Source organism: bacterium (assembly GCA_035549195.1).
In the GTDB taxonomy this organism is placed as follows: Bacteria; Oederibacteriota; Muellerivitia; order Muellerivitales; family Muellerivitaceae; genus DASZRK01.
In genome coordinates, this window is record DASZRK010000012.1 from 15,631 (window position 1) to 42,378 (window position 26,748).

22 protein-coding genes are annotated in these 26,748 nt (G+C 60.8%); 18 read left to right on the plus strand and 4 right to left on the minus strand.

The features are described from left to right. The first annotated feature begins 104 nt into the window (after window positions 1-104). Window positions 105-1,013, plus strand: a complete 909-nt coding sequence (gene htpX / locus VHE12_01955; GenBank protein HVZ79547.1) for a protease HtpX — start codon at window positions 105-107, stop codon at window positions 1,011-1,013. A gap of 63 nt (window positions 1,014-1,076) precedes the next feature. Here htpX and VHE12_01960 read toward each other — a convergent pair whose 3' ends face one another. Next, the gene (locus tag VHE12_01960) at window positions 1,077-2,156 is read right to left on the minus strand and encodes a tetratricopeptide repeat protein (GenBank protein ID HVZ79548.1); all 1,080 of its coding nucleotides are present in this window, start codon (window positions 2,154-2,156) and stop codon (window positions 1,077-1,079) included. A gap of 110 nt (window positions 2,157-2,266) precedes the next feature. On the opposite strand from VHE12_01960, the gene VHE12_01965 reads away from it, so the two are divergent. The 3 genes from VHE12_01965 to VHE12_01975 all read left to right on the plus strand — a co-directional run bounded on the left by VHE12_01965 (window position 2,267) and on the right by VHE12_01975 (window position 6,308). After that, the gene (locus VHE12_01965) at window positions 2,267-3,223 is read left to right on the plus strand and encodes a polysaccharide deacetylase family protein (GenBank protein ID HVZ79549.1); all 957 of its coding nucleotides are present in this window, start codon (window positions 2,267-2,269) and stop codon (window positions 3,221-3,223) included. 194 nt (window positions 3,224-3,417) lie between these two features. Then, window positions 3,418-4,434 carry a LacI family DNA-binding transcriptional regulator gene (locus VHE12_01970; protein HVZ79550.1) on the plus strand — a complete coding sequence of 339 codons (1,017 nt, stop codon included), beginning with the start codon at window positions 3,418-3,420 and terminating at the stop codon, window positions 4,432-4,434. A 98-nt stretch (window positions 4,435-4,532) separates the two neighbouring features. Beyond that, a complete protein-coding gene (locus VHE12_01975; protein ID HVZ79551.1) occupies window positions 4,533-6,308 on the plus strand; it encodes a cytochrome c biogenesis protein CcdA in 1,776 nt (591 codons plus the stop codon). Here VHE12_01975 and VHE12_01980 read toward each other — a convergent pair. The 3 genes from VHE12_01980 to apbC form a co-directional block, all read right to left on the minus strand. Further along, window positions 6,305-6,502, minus strand: a complete 198-nt coding sequence (locus VHE12_01980; protein ID HVZ79552.1) for a hypothetical protein — start codon at window positions 6,500-6,502, stop codon at window positions 6,305-6,307. The two genes, VHE12_01975 and VHE12_01980, sit on opposite strands and share 4 nt — an antisense overlap. Window positions 6,503-6,578: 76 nt before the next feature. Then, window positions 6,579-8,534, minus strand: coding sequence for a cytochrome c/FTR1 family iron permease (locus VHE12_01985; GenBank protein HVZ79553.1), 1,956 nt, complete (start codon window positions 8,532-8,534; stop codon window positions 6,579-6,581). Window positions 8,535-8,683: 149 nt separating this feature from the next. Next, entirely contained in the window at window positions 8,684-10,042 is a 1,359-nt protein-coding gene (gene apbC, locus VHE12_01990) for an iron-sulfur cluster carrier protein ApbC (GenBank protein HVZ79554.1), read from the minus strand. A 226-nt stretch (window positions 10,043-10,268) separates the two neighbouring features. Between apbC and VHE12_01995 the strand changes: the two genes are divergently transcribed. The 14 genes from VHE12_01995 (at window position 10,269) to VHE12_02060 (ending at window position 26,740) form a co-directional block, all read left to right on the plus strand. Further along, window positions 10,269-12,770, plus strand: a complete 2,502-nt coding sequence (locus VHE12_01995) for a mannose-1-phosphate guanyltransferase (protein ID HVZ79555.1) — start codon at window positions 10,269-10,271, stop codon at window positions 12,768-12,770. 202 nt (window positions 12,771-12,972) lie between these two features. Continuing rightward, window positions 12,973-14,397 carry a phosphoglucomutase/phosphomannomutase family protein gene (locus VHE12_02000; GenBank protein ID HVZ79556.1) on the plus strand — a complete coding sequence of 475 codons (1,425 nt, stop codon included), beginning with the start codon at window positions 12,973-12,975 and terminating at the stop codon, window positions 14,395-14,397. A 113-nt stretch (window positions 14,398-14,510) separates the two neighbouring features. Then, entirely contained in the window at window positions 14,511-15,554 is a 1,044-nt protein-coding gene (locus VHE12_02005; protein ID HVZ79557.1) for an adenylate/guanylate cyclase domain-containing protein, read from the plus strand. 77 nt (window positions 15,555-15,631) lie between these two features. Next, a complete protein-coding gene (locus tag VHE12_02010; GenBank protein ID HVZ79558.1) occupies window positions 15,632-16,870 on the plus strand; it encodes an AAA family ATPase in 1,239 nt (412 codons plus the stop codon). Between the two features lie 19 nt (window positions 16,871-16,889). Next, window positions 16,890-17,204: a divalent-cation tolerance protein CutA gene (cutA, locus tag VHE12_02015; GenBank protein HVZ79559.1), complete on the plus strand. Its 315-nt coding sequence runs from the start codon at window positions 16,890-16,892 to the stop codon at window positions 17,202-17,204. 30 nt (window positions 17,205-17,234) lie between these two features. Continuing rightward, on the plus strand, window positions 17,235-18,647 hold the full coding sequence (locus tag VHE12_02020) for an ATP-binding protein (protein ID HVZ79560.1): 1,413 nt from the start codon (window positions 17,235-17,237) through the stop codon (window positions 18,645-18,647). Continuing rightward, window positions 18,634-19,113 (plus strand): response regulator, encoded by a 480-nt coding sequence (locus tag VHE12_02025; protein HVZ79561.1) that lies wholly within the window; start codon window positions 18,634-18,636, stop codon window positions 19,111-19,113. Before VHE12_02020 ends, VHE12_02025 begins: the two co-directional genes overlap by 14 nt. Before the next feature lie 27 nt (window positions 19,114-19,140). Continuing rightward, window positions 19,141-19,812, plus strand: a complete 672-nt coding sequence (locus VHE12_02030) for a redox-sensing transcriptional repressor Rex (GenBank protein HVZ79562.1) — start codon at window positions 19,141-19,143, stop codon at window positions 19,810-19,812. A 103-nt stretch (window positions 19,813-19,915) separates the two neighbouring features. Beyond that, the gene (locus VHE12_02035) at window positions 19,916-20,566 is read left to right on the plus strand and encodes a hypothetical protein (protein ID HVZ79563.1); all 651 of its coding nucleotides are present in this window, start codon (window positions 19,916-19,918) and stop codon (window positions 20,564-20,566) included. 492 nt (window positions 20,567-21,058) lie between these two features. Further along, on the plus strand, window positions 21,059-21,214 hold the full coding sequence (locus VHE12_02040; GenBank protein ID HVZ79564.1) for a zf-HC2 domain-containing protein: 156 nt from the start codon (window positions 21,059-21,061) through the stop codon (window positions 21,212-21,214). A gap of 131 nt (window positions 21,215-21,345) precedes the next feature. Continuing rightward, window positions 21,346-21,789: a hypothetical protein gene (locus VHE12_02045; protein ID HVZ79565.1), complete on the plus strand. Its 444-nt coding sequence runs from the start codon at window positions 21,346-21,348 to the stop codon at window positions 21,787-21,789. Then, window positions 21,789-22,178, plus strand: coding sequence for a DUF2752 domain-containing protein (locus VHE12_02050; protein HVZ79566.1), 390 nt, complete (start codon window positions 21,789-21,791; stop codon window positions 22,176-22,178). Before VHE12_02045 ends, VHE12_02050 begins: the two co-directional genes overlap by 1 nt. A 98-nt stretch (window positions 22,179-22,276) precedes the next feature. After that, window positions 22,277-25,831: a transcription-repair coupling factor gene (gene mfd, locus VHE12_02055; GenBank protein ID HVZ79567.1), complete on the plus strand. Its 3,555-nt coding sequence runs from the start codon at window positions 22,277-22,279 to the stop codon at window positions 25,829-25,831. A 138-nt stretch (window positions 25,832-25,969) separates the two neighbouring features. After that, window positions 25,970-26,740, plus strand: coding sequence for a hypothetical protein (locus VHE12_02060; GenBank protein HVZ79568.1), 771 nt, complete (start codon window positions 25,970-25,972; stop codon window positions 26,738-26,740). Window positions 26,741-26,748 lie beyond the last annotated feature (8 nt).

The following is a 26,748-nucleotide window of genomic DNA, read 5'->3' on the forward strand; positions in this document are numbered from 1 at the left end:
ATCTTGTCAGGTCCAACCGCCTTGAAATGCCCTGGGTGCGTCAGTAACTTGAATCCGGCGTCCCAAGACTTCAGAATCCTGATCCGTTCCGGAGGAATTCCATGATGTGGTTCCGTCGCATCGGTCTTTTCCTGGCCGTCAACCTGTTGGTGATGGTCACCATTTCCATGATCGTCCATTTCCTGGGGTTGGAGAATTTCCTGACCCAGCGGGGCGTCGACTATGGCTCCTTGATGATTTTTTGCCTCGTTTGGGGTATGGGCGGGTCGTTCCTCACGCTGATGATCTCCCGTTGGTCGGCCAAGACCATGATGGGAGTCCAGGTCTTGGATCCGGAGAACCCGGGTGGGGCCGAAGAGCGCTGGTTGGTGCAAACCGTCCACAACTTGGCCCAAAGGGCGGGGCTTACCACCATGCCCGAGGTCGGGATCTATGAAAGTCCCGACCCGAACGCTTTTGCCACCGGGCCCGATAAACATCATGCCCTGGTGGCCGTTTCCACGGGACTTTTCAATGCCATGGAACGTGAGGAGATCGAGGCGGTCCTGGGCCATGAGATGACCCACATCACCAACGGCGACATGGTGACCCTGACCCTCATCCAAGGTGTCATCAACGCCTTCGTCATGTTCCTGGCCTACGCGGTTTCCATCGCCTTGACCCGTGGTAGCGACAACGACCGCCGGGAGGGTAGCCCAATGGCCCAATTCTTCCTGCGGATGGTCCTGGAAATGGTCTTCGGGATCCTGGGGATGATCCCCGTGATGGCCTTCTCAAGGTGGCGGGAATACCGCGCGGACGCCGGTGGGGCCGGTTTGACCAGCCGCCAGCAGATGGCCAACGGCCTACGGGCCCTGCAACGCTACATCCATCAACCCAAACCCTCGGAACCGGCCTCCATCGCCGCCTTCAAGATCTCCGCGCCCGGAGGATCCCTTTTCGCCTCCCATCCGCCGCTGGAAAAGCGGATCCAGAGGTTGGAGGCAGGGGGAATGACGGACCCGGGTTTTTGAGGAGTCGATAAAGCGAAAGGCGACCTTTTTGGGTCGCCTTTTTTGTTTAAGGTCCGGGTGGTCTCAGGGCCAATTGATGGGGAAATCGATAGGGAAAAAATCCGAACCGGCTCTTCGGTAATGTCCCCTTAAGTCACGGACTTTTCCGCCTGTTAACGCCCGGACATGCAGGTTTTCCCAGGTGAAATGACTCTGGTCCGCGATCCTCTTGGCCTGACGCCAGGAATCCATTCCTTTGTTCCGATGCTTTTGGAGGAACCGGACCTCGGCGAAACCAAGCAGGGCATAGATGCGTCCCCGGGTGTCCCCGGTCTTCCTGAAAAGATCGTCCGCTTGATGAAAGGCCAGGATGGCTTGGGGATATTCTCCGAGCATCTTGTGGGTGGTCCCGATGGACCAAAGGGTGTAGGCGTAGCTGACCCGGTCGCCGATGGTCCCATAAAGCTTTTCGGCCTTTTTGTAGAAGGGAAGGGCCTGGCGGAATCGGTCATTCATCCGTTCGACGTTCCCCAACCCGCAATAGGAGTAGGCGATGCCGAAGGTGTCCTTCCGTTGGCGCATCCGGCGGTTGGCTTCCCGGTAATATTTCCCGGATTCGTCATAGCGGCCCAACATGCGGAAAATGCCGCCCAGGGCGCAGCAGGTATAGGCGATCCCTTCGGGATCCCGAAGCTTTTTGAAGGCCCGCAGGGCGATGAGCAATTCCTGCAGGCCCTTTTTCATGTTCCCGGCGATGCGCCAGGTGCCGCCCAAAGCCCAATGGGAGAAGGCTTCGCCGCCGGGATCCTTCTCTTTTTTATAGAAGGCCTGGGCTTTTTGGAGGATGGCGAGGGCTTCCATCGGCCTTCCACAAGCCCGGGCGGCCAGGGCCCAACCGACTTGAGCGTCCCAATAGAGGGCGGGATCCTTTGTGCGGAGGGTTCGGGCCCCTTGGGCGTAGTGCCGTAGGGAGTCCTGGAAATCCCCCTGGATGCGTTCCATATCGGCCAGTCCGAGCAACGCTTGGGCCCGGTCGAGGGCGTCCAATCGGGGATGGGCCGAGAGCTTTTTGTAGATCCTTGCCGCATGGGCGAAATGGGAGGACGATCGTTCTTCCTCGGCTTGTCGAAGAAGTGTTTCCAAATGGTGGACCGAAGATCCCAAGGTTCTTTCCTGATGCCGCGAAGACCCGGATGGGTCCTCCGTTTGAAATGCCGGACGCCGGTAGTATACTCGGCACGCTTGGGACCACCTAGACGACCGAAGGACGGAATTTGAAGCGTTACGCCTTCCTGTTTTTCTTTCTGACCTGCCTCCCGGCCTGGGCCGGGGATGGGTTTCCAGTGATCGAAGTGGCGCCCTGGAACGGCCACAAGGCCGCGACCTCCCTGACCTTCGATGACGGCGATCATTCCCACTTGGACGTGGCCATCCCCGAGCTCGACCAAAGGGGGATGAAGGCCACTTTTTTCCTCATCGCCAACCAGATCGACCGCAAGGATGAATGGCGGCGGATCATCGCCAAGGGCCATGAGATCGGGAATCACAGCTTGGACCACCGGCATCCCGCCGAAATGACGCCCCCGCAGCAGGAAGCCCAGGTGGTGGGGGCCAATCACGTGCTCCAAAAGGAGTTCGGCGTCCAGGTCCGGAGTTTCGCCTATCCCTTCACCGAGATCACCCCGGAATTGCAAAAAGCCCTGGGAAAGACCGATCTTTTGGCCCGGGGAGGTTATGGGAAGGACTATGTCCTGACGCCGGCCATGGATCCGGATTGGCTCGACATTCCCGCCCGGATGACCGAGACCAAGCTCCCCCTTTCCACTTACCGCCGATGGATCGTGGAGGACGTCAAGAAGGGCGGGTGGTTGGTCTGGATGATCCACGGATTGGAAGGAACGGTCTCAGGGTGGAACCCCATCTTGCGCAAGAACTTCACGGCCATCCTGGACGACATCGCGGCCAAGGACATCTGGGTCGGGACCTTCACGGAAGTGGGCAGCTATTTTATGGGGGCCAAGATCCTCGGGAAGGCCGGGGCCAGGACCGAAGGGAACCGGAAGACCTACCGGTGGGACCTGCCCGAATTTTTCCCGCCCCATGTTTTTTTAAAGGTCCGCTTGAAGGGCGAGGGCGTCCTGTTCCAGGACGGGAAGCGGCTCCGGCCGGACGAAAGCGGGCTCTATCCGGTCGATCTTGACCAAAAGTCGTTGACTCTCGGGCGGAAATAGCCCGCGGCCTCCTGAAAAGTCTTCCTGAAATCAATTCAAGTTCGTTTGCCCGTAAAATGACATCCATGAAAAATTTTGCCTGAACTTTCCTTCTTTGTGGCCCTTGCCTGTGGTTTTCCCGTCTAAAAAGTGCTAAGAAAAGCTGTCTAATTTTTCACTTTTTTGTCGTTTTCCGGAAAACCAAGGAGTCGAACGTGGCTACCATCAAGGATGTCGCCAAACGAGCCGGGGTCACCATTGGAACCGTTTCCAGGGTCCTCAACAACAAGAAGTGGGTCAGCGAAGATTGCCGCAAGCGCGTGCTGGTGGCCATCAAGGACCTGCATTACAAGCCCCAGGCCCATGCCCGCCGCCTGCGCCAGAAACATTCCAAGATCTGCGGGGTCATCGCACCCCACCACACCTCGGTTTTCCGCAGCCCCTTCTTCACCCACATTATGCGGGGACTGGAGGAAGTGGCCGCCGAGAAGCAGTACCGCCTCCTGCTGCATCCTTTGAGCGAGACCGCCCGGGCCCAGATCTCCTACCGCGCCCTGCTCGGCGACGGCAGTGTGGACGGCATGTTCGTGTTGAACGCCTGGTCCACCGACGCCTCCATCCGCGAACTGGCCGAGGCCCAGGTGCCTTTCGTGCTGGTGAACGGCAAGATCACCGGCCAGGAGGACCTTCCTTATGTCGGGTTCGACAACCGGGGAGGGGTGAGGATCGCCATCGACCATCTGGTCAAGCTGGGCCACGAGCGCATCGGCATCATCAATGGGAAGATGACCACCACCAACGCGTTGGAGCGCTTCCAGTCCTTCCAGGAGAACCTGGCCGAACATAAGCTGGAGTTCCAACAGGAATGGGCGGCCGATGGGGATTTCGAGGAGGAGGGCGGTTATAAGGCGGCCCTGAAGATCCTCGGCGCGGTGCGCCGTCCCAGCGCCATCCTTTGCGCCAGCGACCTGATGGCCATCGGGGCCATCCGGGCGCTCCGGGAGAAGGGCCTCAACGTGCCGGGCGACATCTCGGTCATCGGGTTCGACAACATGGACGAGGCGGCCTACCATGAGCCGGCCATTACCACGGTCGCCTTCTCCGCCTATGAAATGGGGAAACTGGCCGCCCGGAAGATGTTCCAGATGATCTCCCAGGAGGACCTGGCCGAAAAAGCCTCCACGCTCCAGCCTGAGTTGCTCGAACGGGAATCCACCCGCAAGGTCCACTAAGGCCCAAAAGGGATACAATGGCCCTGCCGGGTTTCCCGGCGGGGCTTTTTTATTTTGTGGGAGTAACCTTCCGGACGGACCAAGGGGTAGAACCAGGCATGAAAATCCTCAAGACCCTCGCGGTCCTTTTGGCGCTTTCCGGTCTCCCGGCTTGGGCCCTGCAGGACAGTTCTCGGGTCGTCCAAGTCGAGGCTTATCCTTCCCTGAAGCCGGTCCATCCCGACGCCCTTTTCACCGTCGCGGTCCGGTTGCGGATCCAAAAGGGCTGGCATGTGAACGCCCACGAAGGATTGCCCGACTATTTCATTCCCCTGGAACTTTCCCTGCCGGCCGGCGGCGATTTCTCGGCTTCGGGAGAGGTCCGCTATCCGGCAGGGGAAAAAAAGGCCCTGGGTGGATCGGCCAAGGCCTTTCCCGTCTATGAGGGGGACCAGGTCCTTTACCTGGACATCCGGTCGGCGCCTTCGGCCAAGCCGGGCAGCGCCGTCTTGCCGCTTTCGCTCAAGCTCCAGGCCTGCAACGATAAGGTCTGTCTTTCCCCCGCCACCGTCCCCGTGACCGTCCAGGTGCAGGTCGGGGACCTGAAGGCCCCGGTCGCGCCCTTCCATCCGGAGCTTTTTCAGGGCGCCCTGGCGAGCCAACCGGCCTCCGGGCTTTCCGAGAACATCATCGCGAAATATCTCCGCAATAACGGGATCCTGCTGACCTTCGTGCTCATCTTCCTGGGGGGGCTGGCCCTGAACCTGACCCCCTGTGTCTATCCCATGATCCCCCTCACCATCTCCTACTTCGGGAACCAGAAGGCCGAGAAGCCGGGCGTCATCCTGGGCCGGGCGGTGGCCTATGTGGTGGGCATTTCCATCACCTATTCCTCGTTGGGCGTGACCGCGGCCCTGACGGGGAAGATCCTGGGTTCCTCCCTGCAGTCGCCGGCGGTGCTCGTGGGCATCTCCCTGGTGCTGGTGGTCCTTTCCTTTTCCATGTTCGGGCTCTACGAGATCCAGGCGCCGGCCTGGCTCCTGAACAAGATCGCTTCCTCCAGCACCCAAGGCTGGTTGGGGGCCCTGGGGATGGGGCTGGTCTTCGGGATCGTGGCGGCGCCTTGCGTGGATCCCTTCTCCATCGGCCTGCTCACCTTCGTCGCCGCCAAGGCGAACCCTTACCTGGGCTTCATCATGTTCTTCACCCTTTCCCTGGGTTTGGGGTTCCCCTATGTGTGGCTCGGGTTCTTCTCCACCGAGATCCAACGCCTTCCCCGGTCGGGCATGTGGATGGTCTGGGTGAAGAAGATCTTCGGAATGGTGTTGTTGGGCATGCCCCTTTATTTCTTGAGCCCGCTCTTGCCAAAGGGCTGGGAACATTTCCTGGTACCGGCCTACCTGGTCCTTGGCGGCCTTTTGTTGGGATGGGTCTTCTCGGGGAAGGGCGTGACGGAAGGGTTCAAACGTTTCCAATGGGTTTTCGGGGCCGTCCTTTTGGCCCTCGGGATCGTGGTCTTCCAAGCCTGGCCCCAGCCGGTGGAACTCCCCTTCGCCGCTTACGACCCGGCTACCTTGACCCGGGCCGAAAAGGACGGGAAACCCGTCTTCATCGACTTTTCCGCCAGTTGGTGCGCGCCCTGCAAGGAATTGGAGATCAAGACCTTCTCGAACCCAAAGGTCCACGAGGCCTTGAAAGGATGGGTCCTTCTCAAGGCGGACCTGACCCAATTCTCCTCGGGGCCGGTGGAGGAATTGAAGAGGACCTACGGCATCATGGGGGTCCCCACCTTGGTCTTCGTGGGGAAGGACGGGAAAGAGAAAAAGGACCTACGGGCGGTGGGGTTCATCAACGTGGAGGAGATGCTCCAAAAGACCGCCCACATCGGCGATTAATCCTCTTCCACCAGCGCGAATTCATTTTGGGGCGCCCCGCAGGAGGGGCAATGCTCCGGAAGCCCTTCCTTGCGGTGGACCAGCTCCCCGCATTTCAGGCAACGCCACATCAACTCGGTCTCTTCCGTTACCGCGTTATAGCGGTATTGGTCGAGGATCTTGATCTTGGGGATAAAACCCGGAATAGGGCCCATGATCGCCTCCGATCCCTTACGCCTTCAACTTAGGCCGGAAGCGAATGGAAAAGGAAGAGGGGAACCGCGGAAATCCCTAGGCTTTTTGGGGCGGTTTTTTGCCCCGGATCCACAGGAAAACGCTCAGGGCCAGGACGACCCATTGGGCCAGCAGTGTTTCCCGCGTGGGGTAGAGCCCCAGCCAATCCGAATGCAGGGCCAGGGGTGAAAGGGTCACGGACAGGAGATCCACTTCCTGGAAGGAGTGGGCGGCCTTTCCGGTCAGGATGACCGCCAATAGGACCATGATGATCGAGGAGATGTTGAACAGGGTCTTGATGGGGATCCGGGTGCTGAAGTGAACGAGGACCCAACCCAGGACGAGGACCGCCGCAAAGGCCGCCACGACCCCGGCCCCGAGCGCGGTCTTGGTGTCCATGCCGCCCTCCAGCCAGATGGCCCTCAGGAAAAGGACGGTCTCGATGGCCTCCCGGAAGGCCGCCAGGAACGAGATGAAGGCCAGTTGGATGAGGTTCCGTTCCTCCACCGCGGCCTTGACCTGGACCTCAATGAATTGTTTCCATCGGGTGATCTCCGTGCGGCTGTGGAGCCAGAAGCCCAGGTAAAGAAGGATCAGGACGGTCACCACTCCGGTGACGCCTTCCATCAATTCACGCCCCATCCCGCTCAAGCCCATCAGCCATCCCGAAAAGAACCAGGCCAGGATGCCCAGCCCCACCGCCGCCAGCCAGCCGCCATGCACCCAGCGGGCCGCTTTTTGCGCGCCCGACACCCGGATCACGCCCAGCAGGGCCACGATAAGGAGGGCGGCCTCGAAACCTTCGCGAATGAGGATGCCGAAGGCGAGCAGGAAGGTCAGGCCGGGGGAGGAACCCTGTTGTCCCAGGGTCTTGCGGGCCTGTTGGATGAGGTCCTGGGCCTTGGTCACGGCCAAGGCCACTTCCTTGGGCGGCTTTTGGGAATTCATGCCGGAACGCACCAAGCCCATCGCTTCCTCCAGGTCGCCGACCGCCCGGGGATCGTCGGCCCTCAAGCGGGATTCGATGGGTTCGATGCCTTCCAGATAGGATCGGACCGCCTTTTTGGCCGCGGAATCGAAGTGGAAGGCCTGGTAATCCCGGAAGGCCGCGTCCAGCAGGGAAGAGGCCAGGTCGAGGGAGGCGGCCGGGGAATTCTGGTTGGAGTGGAGCCGGAGGGCCGCCAGGGTTTTCCCTCCTTGGTCCGCGGAAAGGGAGAACCTCTGGGCAAGGGCTTCATCGGAGGAACTGGCGACCGATTTCAGGAGATCACCATCCTTCAGCTTGGAGCGGGCCTTCAATTCCTGGAAAAGGGCGGCGGTGTCCTCCGGGTTGTCCTGGTAGCGCAGGGAGATGATATAGAAGGCCAGGTTCCAGGTGTCCTCATCGGAGAAATTGGGGAATCCCGCCATGGGTGTGTTGGGGACCCCGAGGCGTGCCGTGTTGAAGACCTGGAAGGGGGAGAGTTCCCGCATCTTGGTCAGGTCCTGGAAGTTGGCGGGTTTTGTCTCCAAACCCTTGGCGCTGGGGCCGTCGCCGCGGCCCTCGGTTCCGTGGCACTTGGCGCAATTGTTCTGGAAAAGCATGCGCCCTGTGGTGAGGTTGGGCCATTGAGCGGGGGCGACGGGAAGGTCCACCCATTGGATGACCTTGGCCTGGGCCTGCCGGGCGGCGGCGGCCACGGTCTGCGGGTCGGCCTTGGCCCGGATCAATCGGTCCACGTGTTCGACGAGCAGGGGGATCTCGGTGGAGGCCTTTAGTTCCGGAAGGGAGCGGGCTAGGTCCAGGGCGGTCTTGGAGAAGTCGGTCTGTTCCTTGTATTCGCTCAGGCTGATGACCTTGCCGTTCTTGACCGCCCCGCCATAATCCACCGCCAGGTAGTCCATGAGATGGACGAGGAACCGGGGGGATTTCTCCGGGCTTTCCTCGGCCTGGGCCGGATGCCGGGTAAGACTTGGAATGAGAAAGGCACCCAGCAAGAAGAGAAGGGCCAAGGTGCCGGCGAGTTTTTTCAAAAGGGTTCTCCTGAAGGTCCCTTAGAATATTGATAATGATTATCAATATCAAGGATGAAACCTGAAGGGATGGTAAAGGAACGAGGGCTGGGTCTTTTATGACCTAGATGGGTCTGGGGAACCGGAAGACCGTGAATTTTGCCGGGATCTTATTCCCCGAGTTTGCGCAGGGTCTCGAAGGAATAAAGGCCCGTCCCATGGCCGTCGGACCATTGGAAATGGAGGGCGTAACGTCCCACGGGGGCGACCCCCACGATGCGTACCGCCGGGTCGATGGAGGCAAGGTTGATCATCCGTTCGCCCGTCACTTCGTTCACGCATTGGGCGCAGGGACACATGCTCCGCAGATAACGGTTGGGGTAGCGCATGAGGCTCCCGTCGTCCCAGGTGATGGTGGTGACCTGGGGATCCTTGGTGTCCACTTCCCGGGGACGGTTGGAGACCTTGCCGGTCGCCTCGTTGATGATCGAGAGCTGGGAGGCCATTTGACGGGCGATGAGGGCGTAGGCCTTGCCGGAAGGGGAGTCGGGGTGGGCGGCGACCGTGGGCACGCCGTAGTCCCCGTCAGCGGCGATGGTGGGCTCCAGGGGCAGTTCACCCAGGAAGGGCACCACCACTTCCTCCGCCATCTTCTTGCCCCCGCCCTTCTTGAAGATGGGGGTCACTTCATGACAATGCTCACAGACAAAGCCGCTCATGTTCTCCACGATACCGATGATGGGCACCTGGACCTGCTGGAACATCCGGAGACCCTTTTGGGTGATGGTGCGGGCCACGTCCTGGGGGGTGGTCACGATGACGGCCCCGGCCAGGGGAGCGGATTGGGTGAGGGTCAATTGGATGTCCCCGGTGCCCGGGGGAAGGTCGATGAGGAGGTAGTCCAACTCGCCCCATTCCACCCCGCCCAGGAACTGCTGGATGAGCTTGCTGGCCATCGGTCCGCGCCAGATAAGGGCGGTGTCGGAATCGGCCTGGAGCATGCCGACGGACATGAACTTGATGCCGTGCTTCTCGAAGGGGACCATCTTCTTGGTCAGGGGGTCGGTGGCCGGCTGCTGGCCCATGACGCCCAGCATGCGGGGGATGGAGGGGCCGTAGACGTCGGCGTCCATGAGCCCGACCTTGGCGCCGGTCTTGGCCAGGGCCAGGGCTAGGTTGGCGGAAACCGTCGACTTGCCCACGCCGCCTTTGCCCGAGGCTACCGCGATGAGGTTCTTCACTGAAGGCATGTTGAGGTTCTGGATGCCGGTGGAGGCCTGGCGCACGTTGGAGGTCATCTTGACCTCGACGGCGGAAACGCCGGAGAGCTTCTTCACCTCGGCCTCGGCTTGGGTCTTGAACTGGTCCTTGACCGGGCAGGCGGGAGTGGTGAGCTCGATGTCGAACCGGACCTTGCCGTTTTCGATGGCCAGGTTCTTGATGAAACCGAGCGACACGATGTCCTGGTGGAGGTCGGGATCTTTGATGACCCGAAGGGCGTCGAGGATGGCTTGTTCGTTGAGGCTCATGGATATTTCTCCTTGGTAAACCGGGCCCTTAAAATCTGCGCTAAGGCCTGAAAAAGCAAGTGGGTTTTGAGATGACGCTATCTTGTCAGCCACCGTCGCATGGCAGGGGCGGGAGCCAGAAAATTCCTATTTTCCCGTTTTAAATGCGTTAAAATGCCGCTGTTAAGGCCTCCGCTTCCCATTTTTCATCGTTATCCCGGGTTGTTCGCGCGAAAGGCACCCTAGCATGAAAGCCGTCATCATGGCCGGCGGGTTCGGAACCCGCATGCGGCCCCTTACCATCAATATTCCCAAGCCCATGCTCCCCATGGTCAACCGGCCCATGATGGAGATCATCGTGGACCTGCTCAAGAAGCACAAACTCAACGACATGATCAGTGTGGTCTTCTACCAGCCCGAGATCATCACCGAGTATTTCCGCGACGGGGCCGACTTCGGCATCCAGATGGCCTACAAGGCCGCCGAAAGCGACCTGGGGACCGCCGGATCCGTCAAGAACTGCCAGTCGATGATCGGCAAGGAACGCTTCGTCGTCATCTCGGGGGACGTTCTGACCGACTTCGACCTGACCGCCGCCCTCAAGTTCCACGAACAGAACAAGGCCAAGGCCACCATGGTCCTGACCCGGGTGGAGAACCCGCTGGCCTTCGGGGTGGTCATCACGGCCAAGGACGGCAAGATCGAGCGCTTCCTCGAGAAGCCCACCTGGGGCGAGGTCTTCTCGGACACCGTCAACACCGGCATCTATATCCTGGAACCCGAGGTGCTGGACCTCTTCCCCGAAAAGACCGAGTACGATTTCTCCAAGAACCTTTTCCCCCTGATGCTCAAGGAGGGGATGCCCCTTTACGGCTATATCGCCCAAGGCTATTGGGCGGACATCGGCAACCTGGACCAATACCGCATCGCCCACCAGGACATCTTCGCGGGCAAGGTGGAGGTGGGCATCCCGGGTTCCCGTCAGAACAAGATGGGCAAGGAGATCTGGACGGGGAAGGGGTGCCATATCGACCCCTCGGCCCAGCTCTCGGGCACGGTGGTGCTGGGGGACAACTGCAACATCGGGAAGAACGCCAGGATCAGCAACTCGGTATTGGGCGACGGTTGCCAGGTGGAAGAGGGCGTGGTGCTGACCAACGCCACCGTTTGGCGCAATGTCCAGATCGGAGCCGAGGCCCAGGCGAGGGAATGCGTCATCTCCTCGGGCACCGATGTGCACGAGAAGGCCTCCATCTTCGAGGGTGCCATCATCTCGGACAACTGCTCGATCGGGAAGGAAGCGGTCATCAAGGCCGGCGTCAAGGTCTGGCCCAACAAGGTGGTGGAGGACGGGGCCCAGCTTTCCACCTCGCTCATTTGGGGCGACAAGTGGTCCCGGTCCATCTTCGGCCAGCACGGCGTGACCGGCATGGCGGGCATCGACATCACGCCCGAGTTCGCGTCCAAGCTGGGCGCGGCCTACGGGGCGTCCCTCCCCAAGGGCTCCACGGTCGTCACCGCCCGGGACATCCACAAGACCAGCCGCATGATCAACCGGGCCCTCATCTCGGGCATCCTCTCCTCGGGCGTCAATGTGCACGACCTGCAGGACATGCCCATCTCGGTGGCCCGCTACGCCGTGCCCAAGCTCTCCAACGCCGGGGGCCTTCACACCCGCAAGAGCCCCTTCGACAAGCAGTACATCGACATCAAGTTCTTCGACAATCGGGGGTTGGCCCTTTCCTCCGGCAAGGAGAAGGGCATCGAGAACCTCTTTTACCGGGAGGATTTCCGTCGGGCCACCATGGAGGAGACCGGGGAACTGTCCTTCCCGCACCGCCTGCTCGAGTTCTACCACGAAGGCTTCCTGGAAGCCCTCGACGTGAAGGCCATCGCCGAGGCCAAGCCCAAGGTGGTCATCGATTACGCCTTCTCCGCGGCCGCCCCCATCTTCCCCTGGCTGTTGGGCAAGTTGGGCTGCGAGGTGGTGGCCTTGAACGCCTATATGGACGAGACCAAGCTCACCAAGACGCAGGACGAGTTCAACGCGGCCCTCAAGCAATTGTCCGATATCGTGCCGACCCTCAAGGCCAACTTCGGCGTGCTTTTCGACGCCGGGGCCGAGAAGATCTTCGTAGTGGACGAGAAGGGGCACCTGCTCCACGGGACCGAACTCCTGGCCCTTTTTTCCCTCTATACCTACAACCGGACCCCCGGGGCCAAGACGGTGGTGCCGGTCAACGGATCCCAGATCCTGGACGACCTGGCGAAAGCCAAGGGCGGCAAGCTCCAGCGCACCCGCATCAACTATTACTCGCTCATGGAAGCGGCGGCGCAAAAGGACGTGGCCTTCGCCGGGGAATCGGACGGCGGGCTCATTTTCCCGAAGTTCGCGCCCATCATGGATGCCATGATGTCCACGGCCAAATTGATGGAAGTGATCGCGCTGGAAAAGAAGCCCATTTCCCATTACCTCGAGCAACTGCCCAAGAAGATCCAGGTCAGCCAGAAGGTGCCCTGTTCCTGGGAAATGAAGGGCACCATCATGCGCCATCTCATCGAGGACACGGCCAACGAGAAGCGGGAGCTCATCGACGGGGTCAAGCTCACCTTGAACGGGTCCTCGGTCATGATCCTGCCCGACGCCGACATGGCCATCTTCCACGTGAGCGCCGAGTCCGAGACCGAGAAGAAGGCCCAGGAATTGGTGGCGTCGTTCTCGGAGAAGATCAAGAAGTGGCAAGGATGAGACGACCCTAAGGCCCTTGCCGCCGAACCAAAGGCGTTGTTGCCTTCGACCTTTTTTCGTAAACTTTCCACGATTTCCATGTCCACTCCCTCATTCAAGGAAACGAACTTGGCCAAGATCACTTTCGGCAACTCCGGCCCCTCGCGTGCCTCAGGGCAGCCTAATTGCGATCTTTCTTCATTTGAAAGTGTGAGGCCCAACCGTGGCTAAAATCACCTTTGGAACTTCAGGTTGGCGGGCCATCCTGGCCGATGAATTCACCTTTGCCAACGTCCGCATCGCCGTGGCCGCCATCGCCCAGCACCTGCAACAGAGCGGGGAAGCGGGCAAGGGCGTGGTGGTGGCCGGGGACTACCGGTTCCTCTCCGAAGAGTTCATGAAGGTGACCGCCCAGGTCCTGGCCGGCCATGGCATCAAGTCCTTTGTCTGCCCGGTGGGGACGCCGACCCCAACCGTTTCTTATGAGCTCCTGCGTCGTGGCTGTGCCGGCGCCATCAATTTCACCGCTTCCCACAACCCGGCCCAGTACCAGGGCCTCAAGTTCAACGGCTCCGATGGAGGCCCGGCCCCGGTCCAGGTGACCATGGCGCTGGAGGCCCTCACCGAGAGCCTTGCGGTGAAGAACGCCAAGGTCCCCGAGATGAACGAGGAGCAGGCCCGGGAAAAGGGATTGATCGTCGATATCGATCCGAAAGAGGAATATTTCAAGCGCATCCGCGAGTTCGTCCGGTTCGACGCGCTCAAAAAAGCCCGCATGAAGGTGGTCGTGGACCTGATGCACGGCAACGGGGCCGGTTACCTGGACGCCCTTCTCCAGGAGTCGGGGGTCACCTTGAAGGTCCTTCATTCGAACCGGGACCCTTTCTTCGGCGGTCATCATCCCGAACCCGGGGGGGAAGAACTGAAGGAAGCCGTTCAGATGGTGCGGACCTGGCCCGCCCATATGGGCCTTGCCAATGACGGGGATGCGGACCGGTTCGGCATCATCGATTCGGATGGGACCTACATCACCCCCAACGAGGTGCTGGCCATCCTCTTTGACCACCTGTTGGAGACCCGGGATTGGAAGGGTTGCGTGGTGCGGACCGTGGCCACCACCCACCTGATCGACGAGATCGCCAAAGCCCACAACGTGCCGCTGAAGGAAACCCCGGTGGGATTCAAGTACATCGCCGAGATCATGGCCAAGGAACCCATCATCATCGGAGGCGAGGAATCGGGCGGATTGACCGTCCACGGCCACGTGCCGGAAAAGGACGGGATCCTGGCCTGCCTGCTCATGGCCGAAGTGGTGGCCAGCGCGGGCAAGAACCTCTCGGCCGTCCTCAAGGGCCTTCACCAGAAATACGGCGCCTTTTATTCGGACCGTTTGAACCTCAAGCTCCGGGACGGCCTGAAAGAGGTCATGACCGCCAAGCTCAAGGACAACCCGCCCGCCGAGATCGCGGGCCTCAAGGTGGCCCAGATCGTCCGAAAGGACGGGACCAAGTTCCTCCTCGAGAACGGCGAATGGCTGATGGTGCGTTTTTCCGGGACCGAGCCCCTGATGCGTTGTTATATGGAAGCCAGGACCTTGGAGGGCCTGGAACGCCTCCGCCAGGCCGGCCAGGAACTGACCCGTGCCTAAAAGGCCCTATCCGGGGGCTTTCCGAAAACCCCTGCCAAATCCCTTGCCGCGACCGAATTGCGATAAAATTGGGCTCGGTCGATCCGTTTACCTCTTCCTGGGGGTTCGGTCCCATGCTCAAGCATTTTCCCGTCCTCGAAAAGATCCTGCCCAAGTTGAAGGCTGCGTTCCCTATGGCCGTTCTGTGGCTTCTCTTGACCGTGGGCGCGGGCATCCTGGCCGCCCAGTTCATCGATGATCCGGTCATCGTGGAAGTCTTGGCCCTGATGGTCGGTGCCCTGCTGCTTTTCTGGTGGGCGTTACTGGCCTGGCGGATCCGCAACGCCGTTCTCCTGGAGACCCAGGACCTCTTTTTCACCCACCAAATGGTCTCCTACAACTTCCCCAAGGTGACGGGGTCCATGCCGTGGAACACGGCTCTTCTGATGGAGAAGCTCGTCGAGGGAAGCGCCCAGGAATACCGGACGCTCCAGGAAAAAGCCAAGCTCTCGAACCAGACCCTGGAGAAATACGTGGGGACCTCCGTGACGGAAAGGGCCACCAAGAAGGCCCTGGGCTCCGAATTGGGCGGGGAGCTCCGGAAGGTCTATGTGCTTTTCTCCGACGTGCGTGGTTTCACCAGCATGACCGAGCAACTGAAGCCCGAGGAAACGGTGGAGATACTGAACAAGATGTTCCAGGGGATGGAGGAAGTGATCACCCAGGGTGGGGGGGACATCAACAAGTACATCGGGGACGCCATCTTCGCCTATTTCCGCCGCCCCTATGGGAACGAGGAGGAGCCCGCTCGGGCGGTGCTACGCACCGCGATCCGTATGCAGGACCGGTTCGAGCTTTTGAACCAATCCTTCAAGGTGGCCTATAGCCGGGAGGTGAAGATCGGCCTGGGGATCGGCATCACGGCGGGGGAGGCCATCGTGGGCAATCTGGGCTCGACCAACCGGATGGAATTCACCCTCATCGGTGACACGGTGAACATGGCCTCTCGGCTCTGCGGGGTGGCCAAGCACGGACAGGTGCTGGTGAACGAGGAGATGGCCAAGGCGTGCCGGGATTCCTTCACCCTTTCACCGCTTTCGCCCATGCAGATCAAAGGTAAAAGCGAGATGCAGACCCCCTATTTGGTGCAGGGAGAGCGATTGGGCATCGGCCGGTAGCACAAGGTTTTCGGGCCGTCCCCTTTCCACCGGTCCTTCCCTGGGGAATAATGGTCCATCCCCCTTGGAAGGCGCCCATGGCTTCCCGCAAACCCAAGAAGAACAAAAAGAGCCTGCCCAATGGAAAGGTCCTGACCGCCTACCGCCATTTAGGACTGAAGCAGGACCCTTTCACGACCCTTTCGCTCCAAGGCCACAACCTCGATTTTTTCATCGGTCGGGAAGACCTGTTGGACCGGCTCCTTTCCCTGGCCCTGTCCGTTTCCAACGTGGGAGTGGCCGGCGAGCCGGGGGTGGGGAAGAGCAGCCTGATGCAGGCCTTGCGGGCGCGGGTCCCCTCGGCCTACCACACGGTCGCCATCGGTGTGCCCCTGGACGACGCTTCCTACTTCCTCAACGAACTGTTGCGTGAGATCCTGGTGGCCATCCCGAAGGTCCCGGGCATCAAGGCCCAGGACCTGCACCGGAAACTGGAATCGGGCGAGTTGAGCAAGAACGCCGTCTTTTCGGTCATCCGTTCCCTGGTCTCCAAGCTCCGGAAACCCCTCTTGGTCTTTGTGGATGATCTGGAGAAGATCAAGGGCGACCGGGTCCATCACCTGACCCGGTCCGAGAAGACCCTCCAGCTTTTGGAGGAATTGAAGGCCCTCCTCGAGCTTCCCAACATCGCTTTCGTCATGGCCCTGCAGGAGGAGTTCTATTCCAAGGTGAACCAGGTGGTCCGGGAGGGGGCGGAGCCCACGGTGCTCGGTCTTTTCAAGAACGTGGTGCTGGTCGAAAAATTCACCCCGGATCAGTTGAAGGACATCCTGGCCTTGCGGCTCTCCAAAGCGGGGTGGAAAACCCCCGTGGAGGATTTCCTGGAGCCCGAGGCCCTCACCCTGGCCCTGGCCCTGTCCTCGGGCAATGCCCGGCGGTTCGTCTTCCTGCTCTCCGAGGCCATGTACCGGGGCTTCAAGCGCGGGGGGAGGCGGGTGGAGTTCCAGGACCTTTTCGAGGCGGTGAACGAGCACCTGAAACTGGACCTGGTCTGTAAGAAGCTCCTTTACTTCCTGGCCAAGTCGGGGCGGGCGGTGGCTTCCAACCAGGACCTGCAGGCCTTCATGGGGCTGGACATGATCTCGATCGCCCGCCGCCTGGAGATCCTCACCAAGAACCGCCTGGCCGAGATGGTGGATGTGGCCGGCGGGGCCAAGGTCTACGCCCTTCCGGGCCAGGGCCAGGGACCGGCCCCGACCCCTTCCGCCCAGGTCCAGGTCTCCCGGACCGCCGAAGGGGAGAAGGTCTACCGCCTGTTGGACGAGAACTCGAACTGAACGGATCCCGAGGTCCCCTATGAAATACCTGGTCGTCCTAGTGACCACTCCCGACCGCAAGACCAGTGAAAAACTTTCCCGGGGCTTGGTGGCCCATCAAATGGCCGCTTGCGTGAACATCGTGCCGGGCGTTCGGAGCCGTTACCGCTGGAAGGGAAAGGTCGAGACCGCCCGCGAGGAATTGCTCCTCATCAAGACAGGCCGATCGAAATTGTCCGCCCTCACCCGGTGGGTGCGTGAGAACCATCCTTACACCGTTTGCGAGGTCGTGGCCCTGCCCATCCGGGGCGGGAGCGAAGCCTACCTAGATTGGATCGCCGCCAGCCTGGCCTGAGCCGGACCACCCTGCCATCGAAAGAGATCCATGCCCTCGGTCGAGACCAATGTTCAAACCTTTCGCACCCTCCTGCTGACCCGGACCGTTTGCGTGGTGATGATGTTCTTGCTGTTCAGTTTCACGGAGGCGCGCCACGCGGCGGCGGGCGTGGTCCTGGGTTGGGATATCCTTTTTTTGGCCCTTTTTTTGAGCCCTCTCTTTTGGGCCGTCGGCCGCATCAAACGGCTTTTGGGCTGGTTGATGCCCCTGATGTTCCTGGTGGACAGTCTTCTGGTGGGCGCCTGGGTGACGGCCTCGGGGGGCGCGGTGAGCTTTTATATGCCCTATTTCCTGCTCCTGTTGGTGGCGGCCATCCTGATCCTACCCCGCACCCAGGCCATCCTGGTGGTGCTGTTGATCTTCGGCGTCTTTTTCGGGACCCTTTACCTGGACCTCACCCTGGACCTTCCACGGACCTTCGAGGCGGGCAAGATCAATTTTGTGGACGGGATCCTGGACCAGCTCAGCCCGCCGGTGCAGGCGGGGCTCTACCTCGAACAGGCGGTCCGTTGGTCCTTCTTCTTCCTGCTGATGAGCGCGGCCTGCGTGCTCCTGATGCGCCAGGTCTGGGCGCGGGAGGAAAGGCTGCGGGCGCGGGAAAAGACCCTGGAGCAGAAGCGGCATCTCATCCAGATGGGGGAACTGACCGGGCGCCTGGCCCACGGGGTGAACACACCACTCGGCCTCATCTCGGGGCATCTGGAAATGCTCTTGGCCGCCACCCGCAAGGGCACCAAGATCCAGAAGGAACTCCAGCAGATCGATCAATACACCCAACGGGCCATCCGCACGGTGCGGGACATCCTGGATTACGGCCGCCAGACCACCTCCGAGATCGGGCCCGTGCGCCTCCCCCAGGTGGTGGAATCGGTGGTGGCCTCGGTCCAGGGCAAGCTCCAAAAGACCGGCGGCCGCCTGGTGCTGGACCTGGCGCCGGATATCCCGCCGGTGCGGGGCTATCCGGAGGGCATCTACCAGGCCCTCCTGAACCTGGTCGAGAACGCCATCGATTCCATCCAACCCAACGGCATCGTCACCCTTTCGGTGGGGTTCCAGTTCCGGGCCATGCGCTTGAGCGCTGCGGACCGACGGGGCGAGATCCGTGTGGTGGTCCGGGATACGGGAAAGGGCATCCCGGAGGAGCGGCTGAAGCGTCTTTTCGAGCCCTTCTACTCGACTAAGGAATTCGGGAAGGGGACGGGCCTGGGGCTCTCCATCGTGAAGCGGATCGTGGACGAGCACCAGGGGAGCATCGAGGTGGAGAGCCGCGTGGGGGAGGGGACCGTCTTCACGCTCCTGTTCCCGGCGGGGGAGTTCGCGTCCCGGGGGGACGAAGCGGGCGAGGTTTTTGACTATAATAAGGTCATTGAGAAGCGGAAGGGACCCGATGAAGAAACCTAAGACCCGAAAGAAGAAGGCCCGCACTCCGAGGAAGGGGTCGGTGGGCAAGGCCCGCATCCTGGTGGTGGACGACGAGGTCGATTTCGGGAAGATGGTGGCCAAGACCCTGGTGGACGCCGGATACCGGGTGGACCTGGCGGTGAGCGCGACCCAGGCCATCGCCTATCAACGGCGCCAATCCTACGACCTGGCCCTGGTGGATATCCGCATGCCCGAGATGACCGGCCTGGAACTGCTCCAATACCTGAAGGTCCGGGACAAGGGGATCTTCGTGATCATCATGACCGCCTATGGCTCCTTCTCGGTGGGGATCGAGTCCCTCCGCCGGGGAGCCTGCGATTATCTTTCCAAACCTTTCTCCCTGAAGTCCATGAAGGAGAAAGTGGCCGAAGCCCTCAAACGACGGGTCCAGTTCCTCGAGGAACAACGCATCTTTCCCGAACGAGCGGCCTTGGACGAGTGGTGATCCACCGAAGGACCTAAGGGACATTCCTTGCAAAAAAAAACATCCGGTTCCCCCAAGCACCGCAACATCCCCGAGCCCACGATCGCCCGGTTGCCGCGTTACCTGCGCGGCTTCACCAGCTTCCTTCACAAGGGCCAGGAGGTCATCTCCTCCAAGGAGTTGGCGGCCTCCACGGGCATCAACCCTTCGCAAGTGCGCAAGGACCTGGCTTACTTCGGCCAGTTCGGACAGCGGGGCATCGGCTACGACGCCAAGACCCTCGACGCCAAGATGCGGGAGATCCTGGGGCTCCACCGGCTTTGGCGCATCGCCCTGGTCGGGGCGGGGAACCTGGGCACGGCCCTCCTTCAATATGGCGGGTTCTCCAAGGCCGGGTTCAAGATCGAGGCCGCCTTCGACGTGGACCCCTCCAAAGTCGGTTGGGAACTGGAGGGAGTGCGAATTTGGGCCACGCCCGCCATTCGGCAGATCATCCGGGAAAAGAAGATCGAGATCGGGGTCATCGCGGTGCCCGCCAGCCAAGCCCAGCGGGTGGCCGACGACCTGGTCGATGGAGGGGTCCGTGCCATCCTGAATTTCGCCCCTTGCGAATTGACGGTCCCCAAGTCGGTCCTGGTGCGGGGCGTGGACCTGGCCTCGGAACTGGAACATCTGACCTATTTCTTGGAAAAGTCCAGTCGTCAGAAGGGCGAGGGTTGACCCCTAAAACAAGGGTTTTCAACGATTTAAGGTTCCCAAGGGGTTAACGGCGTGATACCGTAACGCGGTCGCGGCGGGCTCCCATATCCATGTCGGGGAAGAAATGGACAAAGCACAAAAAGTCATCGAAACCAAGACCTTCCAGGGCTTTCGGAAGATGTACCACGTCCTGGCCTCGTCCCTTTTTCCCTTGGCCTATCTCTACCCCCCCTTTGGGATGGATGCGCCCCTGGTCAAAAAGTGGTTGTTGATCGTTTCGGGGAGTTGCTTCCTTATTTCCTTCGTTTTTGACTTCATGCGTCTCCGGGACCACCGGTTCAATTCCCAATTCATGAAGTTCTTCTCCGCCTTCATCCGCCGTACCGAGACCAACCGTTATAACGGCTCCACCTTCCTTTGTTTGGCCTTTTTCATGGTCATCCTGGTCTTCTCCCGGGAAGTGGCCATCATCGCCATGTTGTTCCTGTCGTTGGGCGACGCCGCCGCCGAATTGGGCGGTAAGAACTTCGGCCGCGTGAAGATCTTCGGCAAGTCGCTGGAAGGGACCACGGCCTTCTTCATGGTGGCCTTCCTCATCGCCTTCATGATGCTGCTGGATTGGCGCATCGCCCTGGTGGGGGCCTTGGCGGGTGCCCTCGTGGAACTTCTTTCCTTCGAATGGGACGATAACCTGACCGTTCCCATTGGTTCGGCCATTGCTTTGGCCTCCGCTTTCTTCATCTTCCATTGGGGTTCCAGCCCTCTTTCCTTCTAAAAAGCCCTATTTTCATGGCGAATTCTAAGCGGGTTCAGTTATCTGCTTGTGTTTTACCGTTAAAAATTGGACTAAAAGTTCAATAATGAACAGGTAAAATTTGATCAAAATTGAGGAAAATTTGGGAATCCCAGTTTTTTTCGAAAGAAAATGCCGACCGACCGTCAAGATCAGTGGAAAATGCTTAAAAAGTCGAAGGTTAAGCCTTTTCCTTTTTGGCACAAATGATGCACTTTAATTGAAGCGATCACCCTGGGAACGCTCAAAAGGACCCAGGAGAAAATTGAACGTCGAAATGAAAGGGAATGGCTGAGCCACCCGCTTGCCAGCGATGTCTCGGAACCCAGAAGTCTTAGGTACCCGCCCAATCCTTCGCCAAAAGGACTGGGGCGCCCGGCCACCCGAAAGGGACCGGGGGGAAGTAGCCCAATGCTTACCCGCCCATCCTTCCAAAGGGGATGGACGAACGGATGCCGGAAAGCGAGGAGAGCCATGGATGAAAATTGCCATCGGATCGGGAGGTTGCTGGACCTCTACCGCGCGGGAAAGTTGAACGACCGCGAAAAGGCCGACGTGGAATATCACCTGTTGTATTGCCCAGAGTGCATGTTCCTGTTGACCCTGGTCCCTAGCCTCAGTAACGAGTAACCGAGGGCGTTGCCGCCCGAAGCCCGCCGGGTCCTCCGGCGGGCTTTTTTTGTTCCCGCCCATTTACCCTTAATTTGTCGGGGCCCATGTTAAGATGGGCCGTCTTTCATCCAGTCGTGAAAGGAATGTTCATGAACGGTTTCGATCCGAACCATTTCGATCCGTCGGTCTTCATGGCCACCTTCGGGGCCCTCTATGGGGTCATCCTGGTCGTGGCTTTGGCGATCGCGATCTTCATTTGTTACCTCCTCTATAAACTTTACGAAGCCGTTCCGGCCCAATTCCGGGCCATGGAGCCGGGCAAGGTCTGGTTGTTGCTCATTCCCTGCTTCAACATCGTCTGGATGTTCTGGGTCTATCCAGGGCTCGCGAAATCCTTCAAGGCCTATTTCGATTCGGTCAAGGACGACTCGGTGGGGGACTGTGGGGCCAAGCTGGCCCTTTGGTATTGCATTTGCACTTGTTGTTGCATCATCCCTTGCGTGGGAGCGATCGCGGGGATCGCCGCCCTGGTCCTCATGATCCTCTTCCTGATCAAGGCCCATGAGTTGAAGAACAAGATCAAGACCGCCTGATGGGCCGTGGATCCCTCCTGGATCCAGACCGGACCCTTTGGGCCTGTTGCGTCCTCGCGGTGGGGGCCAGCCTTTTGCTGGCCCCTTCCGCCCTCCCTTCCCTGGATCTTTGCTGGTTCAAGTCCCTCACCCACCACCCTTGTCCGGGTTGTGGATTGACCCATTCCTTCCTGGCCATCGGTCATGGGCGTTGGGCCGAAGCCTGGGCTGATAACCCCTTCGGTTATGTTTGGTACGCCCTCGCCATCTATGGGGCCCTTCGGCCCGTCTTGCGCAGGGCGGTCCCCGGCCTTGCTCGAAAGGCGGATGGTTGGCTCGGGTCCGGTCCTTTTTTTCCCTTGTTGGTCGGGGTCATGATCCTGGTCTGGCTGGTGCGTTCCTTCGCCTGAGCCGTTCCCTTCATTGACATTCGGGGCCCGTTCGTCCAGAATCCAGCGACTTTCATTTTTCCATTCGGGTTTCCTGCCTATCCAGCGGGAAGCCCTTTTTGGCGTTGGGGCTGAACGTGACGAACGACACCAATTCAACCACGGGGCCTTTCCGGTTCGAACGGGCCGCATGGCCGAACGCGGCCGCGGCGGCCGAAAAGATCAGTGACGCTTCGCGCCGGGTGCTCCTTCACGGCGTGCCGGGTTCCGCCAAGGCTTTCCTTTTGGCGTGGCTCTACCGCCGGTCAAAGGAAGAGGCCCCTTGGTTCCTTTTGACCCCCACCCGGGAAGAAGCCCTCGTCCTCCAGGACGATCTTTCGACCTGGCTGCCGGACACCCCGATCCATCTCTGCCCCGCTTGGGAGACCCTGCCCCAGGATTTTGAGACCCCCGATCCCGAACTGGTGGGGGACCGCCAAAGGACCTTTTACCATCTGCTCCAGGGGGGGGCCGGGATCGTCATCTCGCCTTTGATGGGCGCGCTCCAGCGCACGATGGCGCCCGAAGCATGGCTGGACCAGGTGATGGAGCTCAAGGTCGGCTCCGACGCGCCGGCCGACCTCCAGGAGAGGCTCCAGGCCCTCGGCTATGAGCGGGTGAACCAGGTCCTGAAGCTCGGGCAGTTCGCCGCCCGGGGCGGCATCCTGGACCTGGCCTCGCCGGGATCACCCTCGGGGCCCGTGCGCGTGGAATTTTTCGGCGATACGGTGGATTCCATCCGTCCCCTCGACATCCTCAACCAGCGTTCCAGCGGCCAATTGGGGGAATTGCTGGTCTTCCCGGCCCATGAGGTCGTGATGGGGGACGAGACCCGCTACAACCTCCGTCAGGCCTTGAAGGAAAGGGCCAAGGCCGATTCCCGTTGGGCCCAGGACGCTCTGGAACTTTTCAACCAGACCCACCAGTTCCCAGGCTGGCAGTGGCAGGCGGTGGCGGCTTTGGAACAAAAGGCCTGTCTTTTCGATTACCTGCCGGGGAATGCGCACCTGGTCCTGATGGAACCGCTGGCGCTGGAACGAAAAGCGGAGGAACTATTGGAACTGCTGGCGGGTTGCGACCGCCAGGCGGCTGAGAATGGATCGGACCTTTTCCCTTCGAAGGACCTTTTTTCGGACCTGGCTTTCGCGGAAAAGGCCTTGGAAAAAGGCAGGGCCTTCGCGGTGGGCCAATTGGACCAGGATCTCTTCGGGGAGGAGCCGGACTTCAAGTTCGCCTTCCAGGGAAGGTCCCTGACCCCTTATTACGGCAAGTTCGCCACCTTCAGCAACGACCTGAAGCGATGGTTGACCGAGCCTCCCTTGGAGGCCCAGGACGGGAGCCGGCCCCAGGTGCTGGTCTTTTGCCACAACAAGGGCGAGCGGGAGAGGCTCTCGGAGCTGTTGCGGCAGGAGAAGATCGCCACTAAGGAGAACCCGGCCTTGGGGTTCCCGTTGGGTGAGATCGAACAGGGTTTCGCCTTGGACGACCTGGGGCTGCACGTCCTTCCGGACCATGATCTTTTCCGCCGCTACCGGGGGAGGCGGCACAAGCGCACCCGGGCGGTCTCGGGGGGGAAACCCCTGGGGTCCCTTTCCGAGATCGGCATCGGCGATTGGTGCGTGCACGTGGACAGCGGCATCTGCCTTTACCGGGGGCTGACGCCGCTGACCATCGACGGCATCACCCGGGAGTACATCCAGCTCGAATTCGCTGATAACGAGAAGATCTACCTGCCCACCGACCAGATCGCCCTCATCCAGCGTTACATCGGGAGCGAGGGCTCCCCCGTCCTCTCCAAGCTGGGCGGGGAACAATGGAGCCGGGCCAAGAGCAAGGTCAAACGGGAGATCGAGGCGGTGGCCCGGGAACTGATGGCCCTCTACTCGACCCGGCAGGTCCTGAAGAAGCGGCCCATCGCCGGCGACAGTCCCTGGCAGCATGAGTTCGAGGATTCCTTCCCCTACGAGCTCACCCCCGGCCAATACAACGCCGTGCGGGACCTGAAGCGCGACATGGAGTCGGAGCGGGTCATGGACCGCTTGGTCTGCGGGGACGTGGGCTACGGCAAAACGGAGGTCGCCATGCGGGCGGCCTTCAAGGCGGTCCAGGACAAACGCCAGGTGGCGCTCCTGGTCCCCACCACCATCCTGGCCCAACAGCACTACCAGACCTTCAAGGAACGCATGGCCGAATACCCGGTCGAGGTGGAGGTGCTTTCCCGTTTCCGGAGCCGCTCCGACATCAAGAAGGTGTTGGACCGGGCCAGGGAAGGGAAGGTGGACATCCTCATCGGCACCCACCGCCTGCTGGGCAAGGACGTGAAGTTCTCGCGGTTGGGCCTGCTCATCATCGACGAGGAGCACCGCTTCGGGGTCTCCCAGAAGGAAAAGTTGAAGGCCCTCAAGCATGACGTGGACGTGCTGACCCTCACGGCCACCCCCATCCCCCGGACCCTCCACATGTCCCTTTCCGGCATCCGGGAGATCTCGGTCATCGACACTCCCCCCAAGAACCGCCGGTCCGTCCTGGCCCAGGTCTCGCCCTTGGACGACCGGCTGGTGGCCGAAGCCGTGCGGCGCGAGATGAACCGGGAGGGCCAGGTCTTTTATGTTCACAATCATGTGAAGGATATCGAACGCATCGCCGACCGCCTGCATAAGCTCGTTCCCGAGGCGAAGCTCGCCATCGCCCACGGCCAATTGACCGAGCACGAGCTGGAATCGGTCATGATGGATTTCGTGGACAAGGAATACGACGTGCTGGTCTGTACCTCCATCATCGAGTCCGGGCTCGACATGCCCAACGTCAACACGCTCATCGTGGAGAGGGCGGATTCCTTCGGGCTGGCCCAGCTCTACCAACTCAAGGGCCGGGTGGGCCGGACCGACCGGCAGGCCTATGCCTACTTTTTCTACCCCCGCTACATCACGTTGCGGGAACTGGCCCAGAAACGGCTGGAAGTGCTCCAGGAATTCTCCACCCTGGGGTCGGGCATGCACGTGGCCATGAAGGACATGGAGATCCGGGGAGCGGGGAATGTGCTGGGTACCCAACAGCATGGCAACATGGATTCCATCGGCTTCGACCTTTACAGCCGCATGCTGAGCTCGGAGATCGCGTCCTTGAAGGGCGAAGCAACCGGGCCGGACTTCACGCCGCTCCTGTCCCTCGGGGTCACCGCTTATTTCCCCAAGGAATACATCCTGGACGAGGCCCTCAAGATCGAGTTCTACCGCCGGCTCGCCGAGGCCAGCGAGGACGAGGTGCTGGCCCAATTGGAGGAGGAACTGAAGGACCGTTTCGGGCCCTTGCCCCTGGAAGCCCAGATGCTCCTCAAGGTGGCCTCCTTCCGGCCCAAGGCGAAAAGACTGGGGCTCCAGCGGCTCGAACTGCAGAACGGCTGGGCGGCCCTGCAGTGGCATCCGGACCTGACCCCCACGGCCGAGAGGATCCAGAAATGGATGAAGCAATGGCCGCCAGCCCGCCTGCGGTTCAATCCCCAGGATCCCAACGCCATTTCCTTCCGGGTCATGAAGGGGGATCCGTCCCCCGGGACCCCGGCGAAGGGCGACGAGGGCCCCGAGAAAAAAATGGAAGCCGTCCAGCGCCTGCTGGAGGACCTGGGCCGGGAATAGGTCCCCCGGAAAAGGTTTTCAGGCGGCGCGTGGCGTCACGATCCCGCCGTTCCCGGTGCGGCTTGCGGCCCCGGAAGGCCCATGCTAAGCTACCGCCTTCTTTTGCCGATCCGACCAAAAACGAATCGAGGGACCGTCATGTTCTCATCCGTGAAGCGCATCTCCTTTTACCTGGTTGCGGGTATCAGCCTGTTCCTGGCGGGCTGGGCCTGCAGCAGGTTCTCCAACCCCGCGGGCATCTCCGACGACACGGTGGTGGCCGTGGTGGGTAGCACCCAGATCACCTTCAAGGACTGGATGCGCCAGATGGACCTGCTGCGCGTCTTCGCCACGCCGATCGATCCGGACAACAAGGACCAGGTGAAGGCGGTGCTGGACAGCCTCATCGACCAGCAGGTCGTGCTCCTGGCGGCCCAGAAGGACAACTACTCCAGCGGGGCCTTCGACGAGGCCATGAAGAAGAAGCTCCTGGAGGCCGACCTGAAGATCAAGGAACTCAAGGACAAGCTCCAGAAGGACATGGACACCCTCCATCGCATCGAGGGCCACTACCAGGATCCCTATAAGAAGATGTTGCTGGCCCGCCAATACGCCAACAGCAAGGTCGGTGGCGTGGTGGTGACCGACAAGGACCTGCGGGACTGGTACGACGACTATTCCCAACAGGCCATGGCCGCCGGCCAGAAGATGCCCCCTTACTCGAAGGTGAGCCAGAAGGTGAAGGACGAGAAAATCAAGCCGGCCCTCCAGGCCGAGAAGTTCATCAAGCAGCTCCAGGACGCCACCAAGATCGAGCGCAAGAACGACGTGATCGACAAGTACCTGGCCAGCCTCTCCATGAGCGCCAAGATGCTGGGCTCGGACAACAACCCGATGCCGATGGGCGCGAAGGACGACGGGAAGAAATAAGCCGTCCC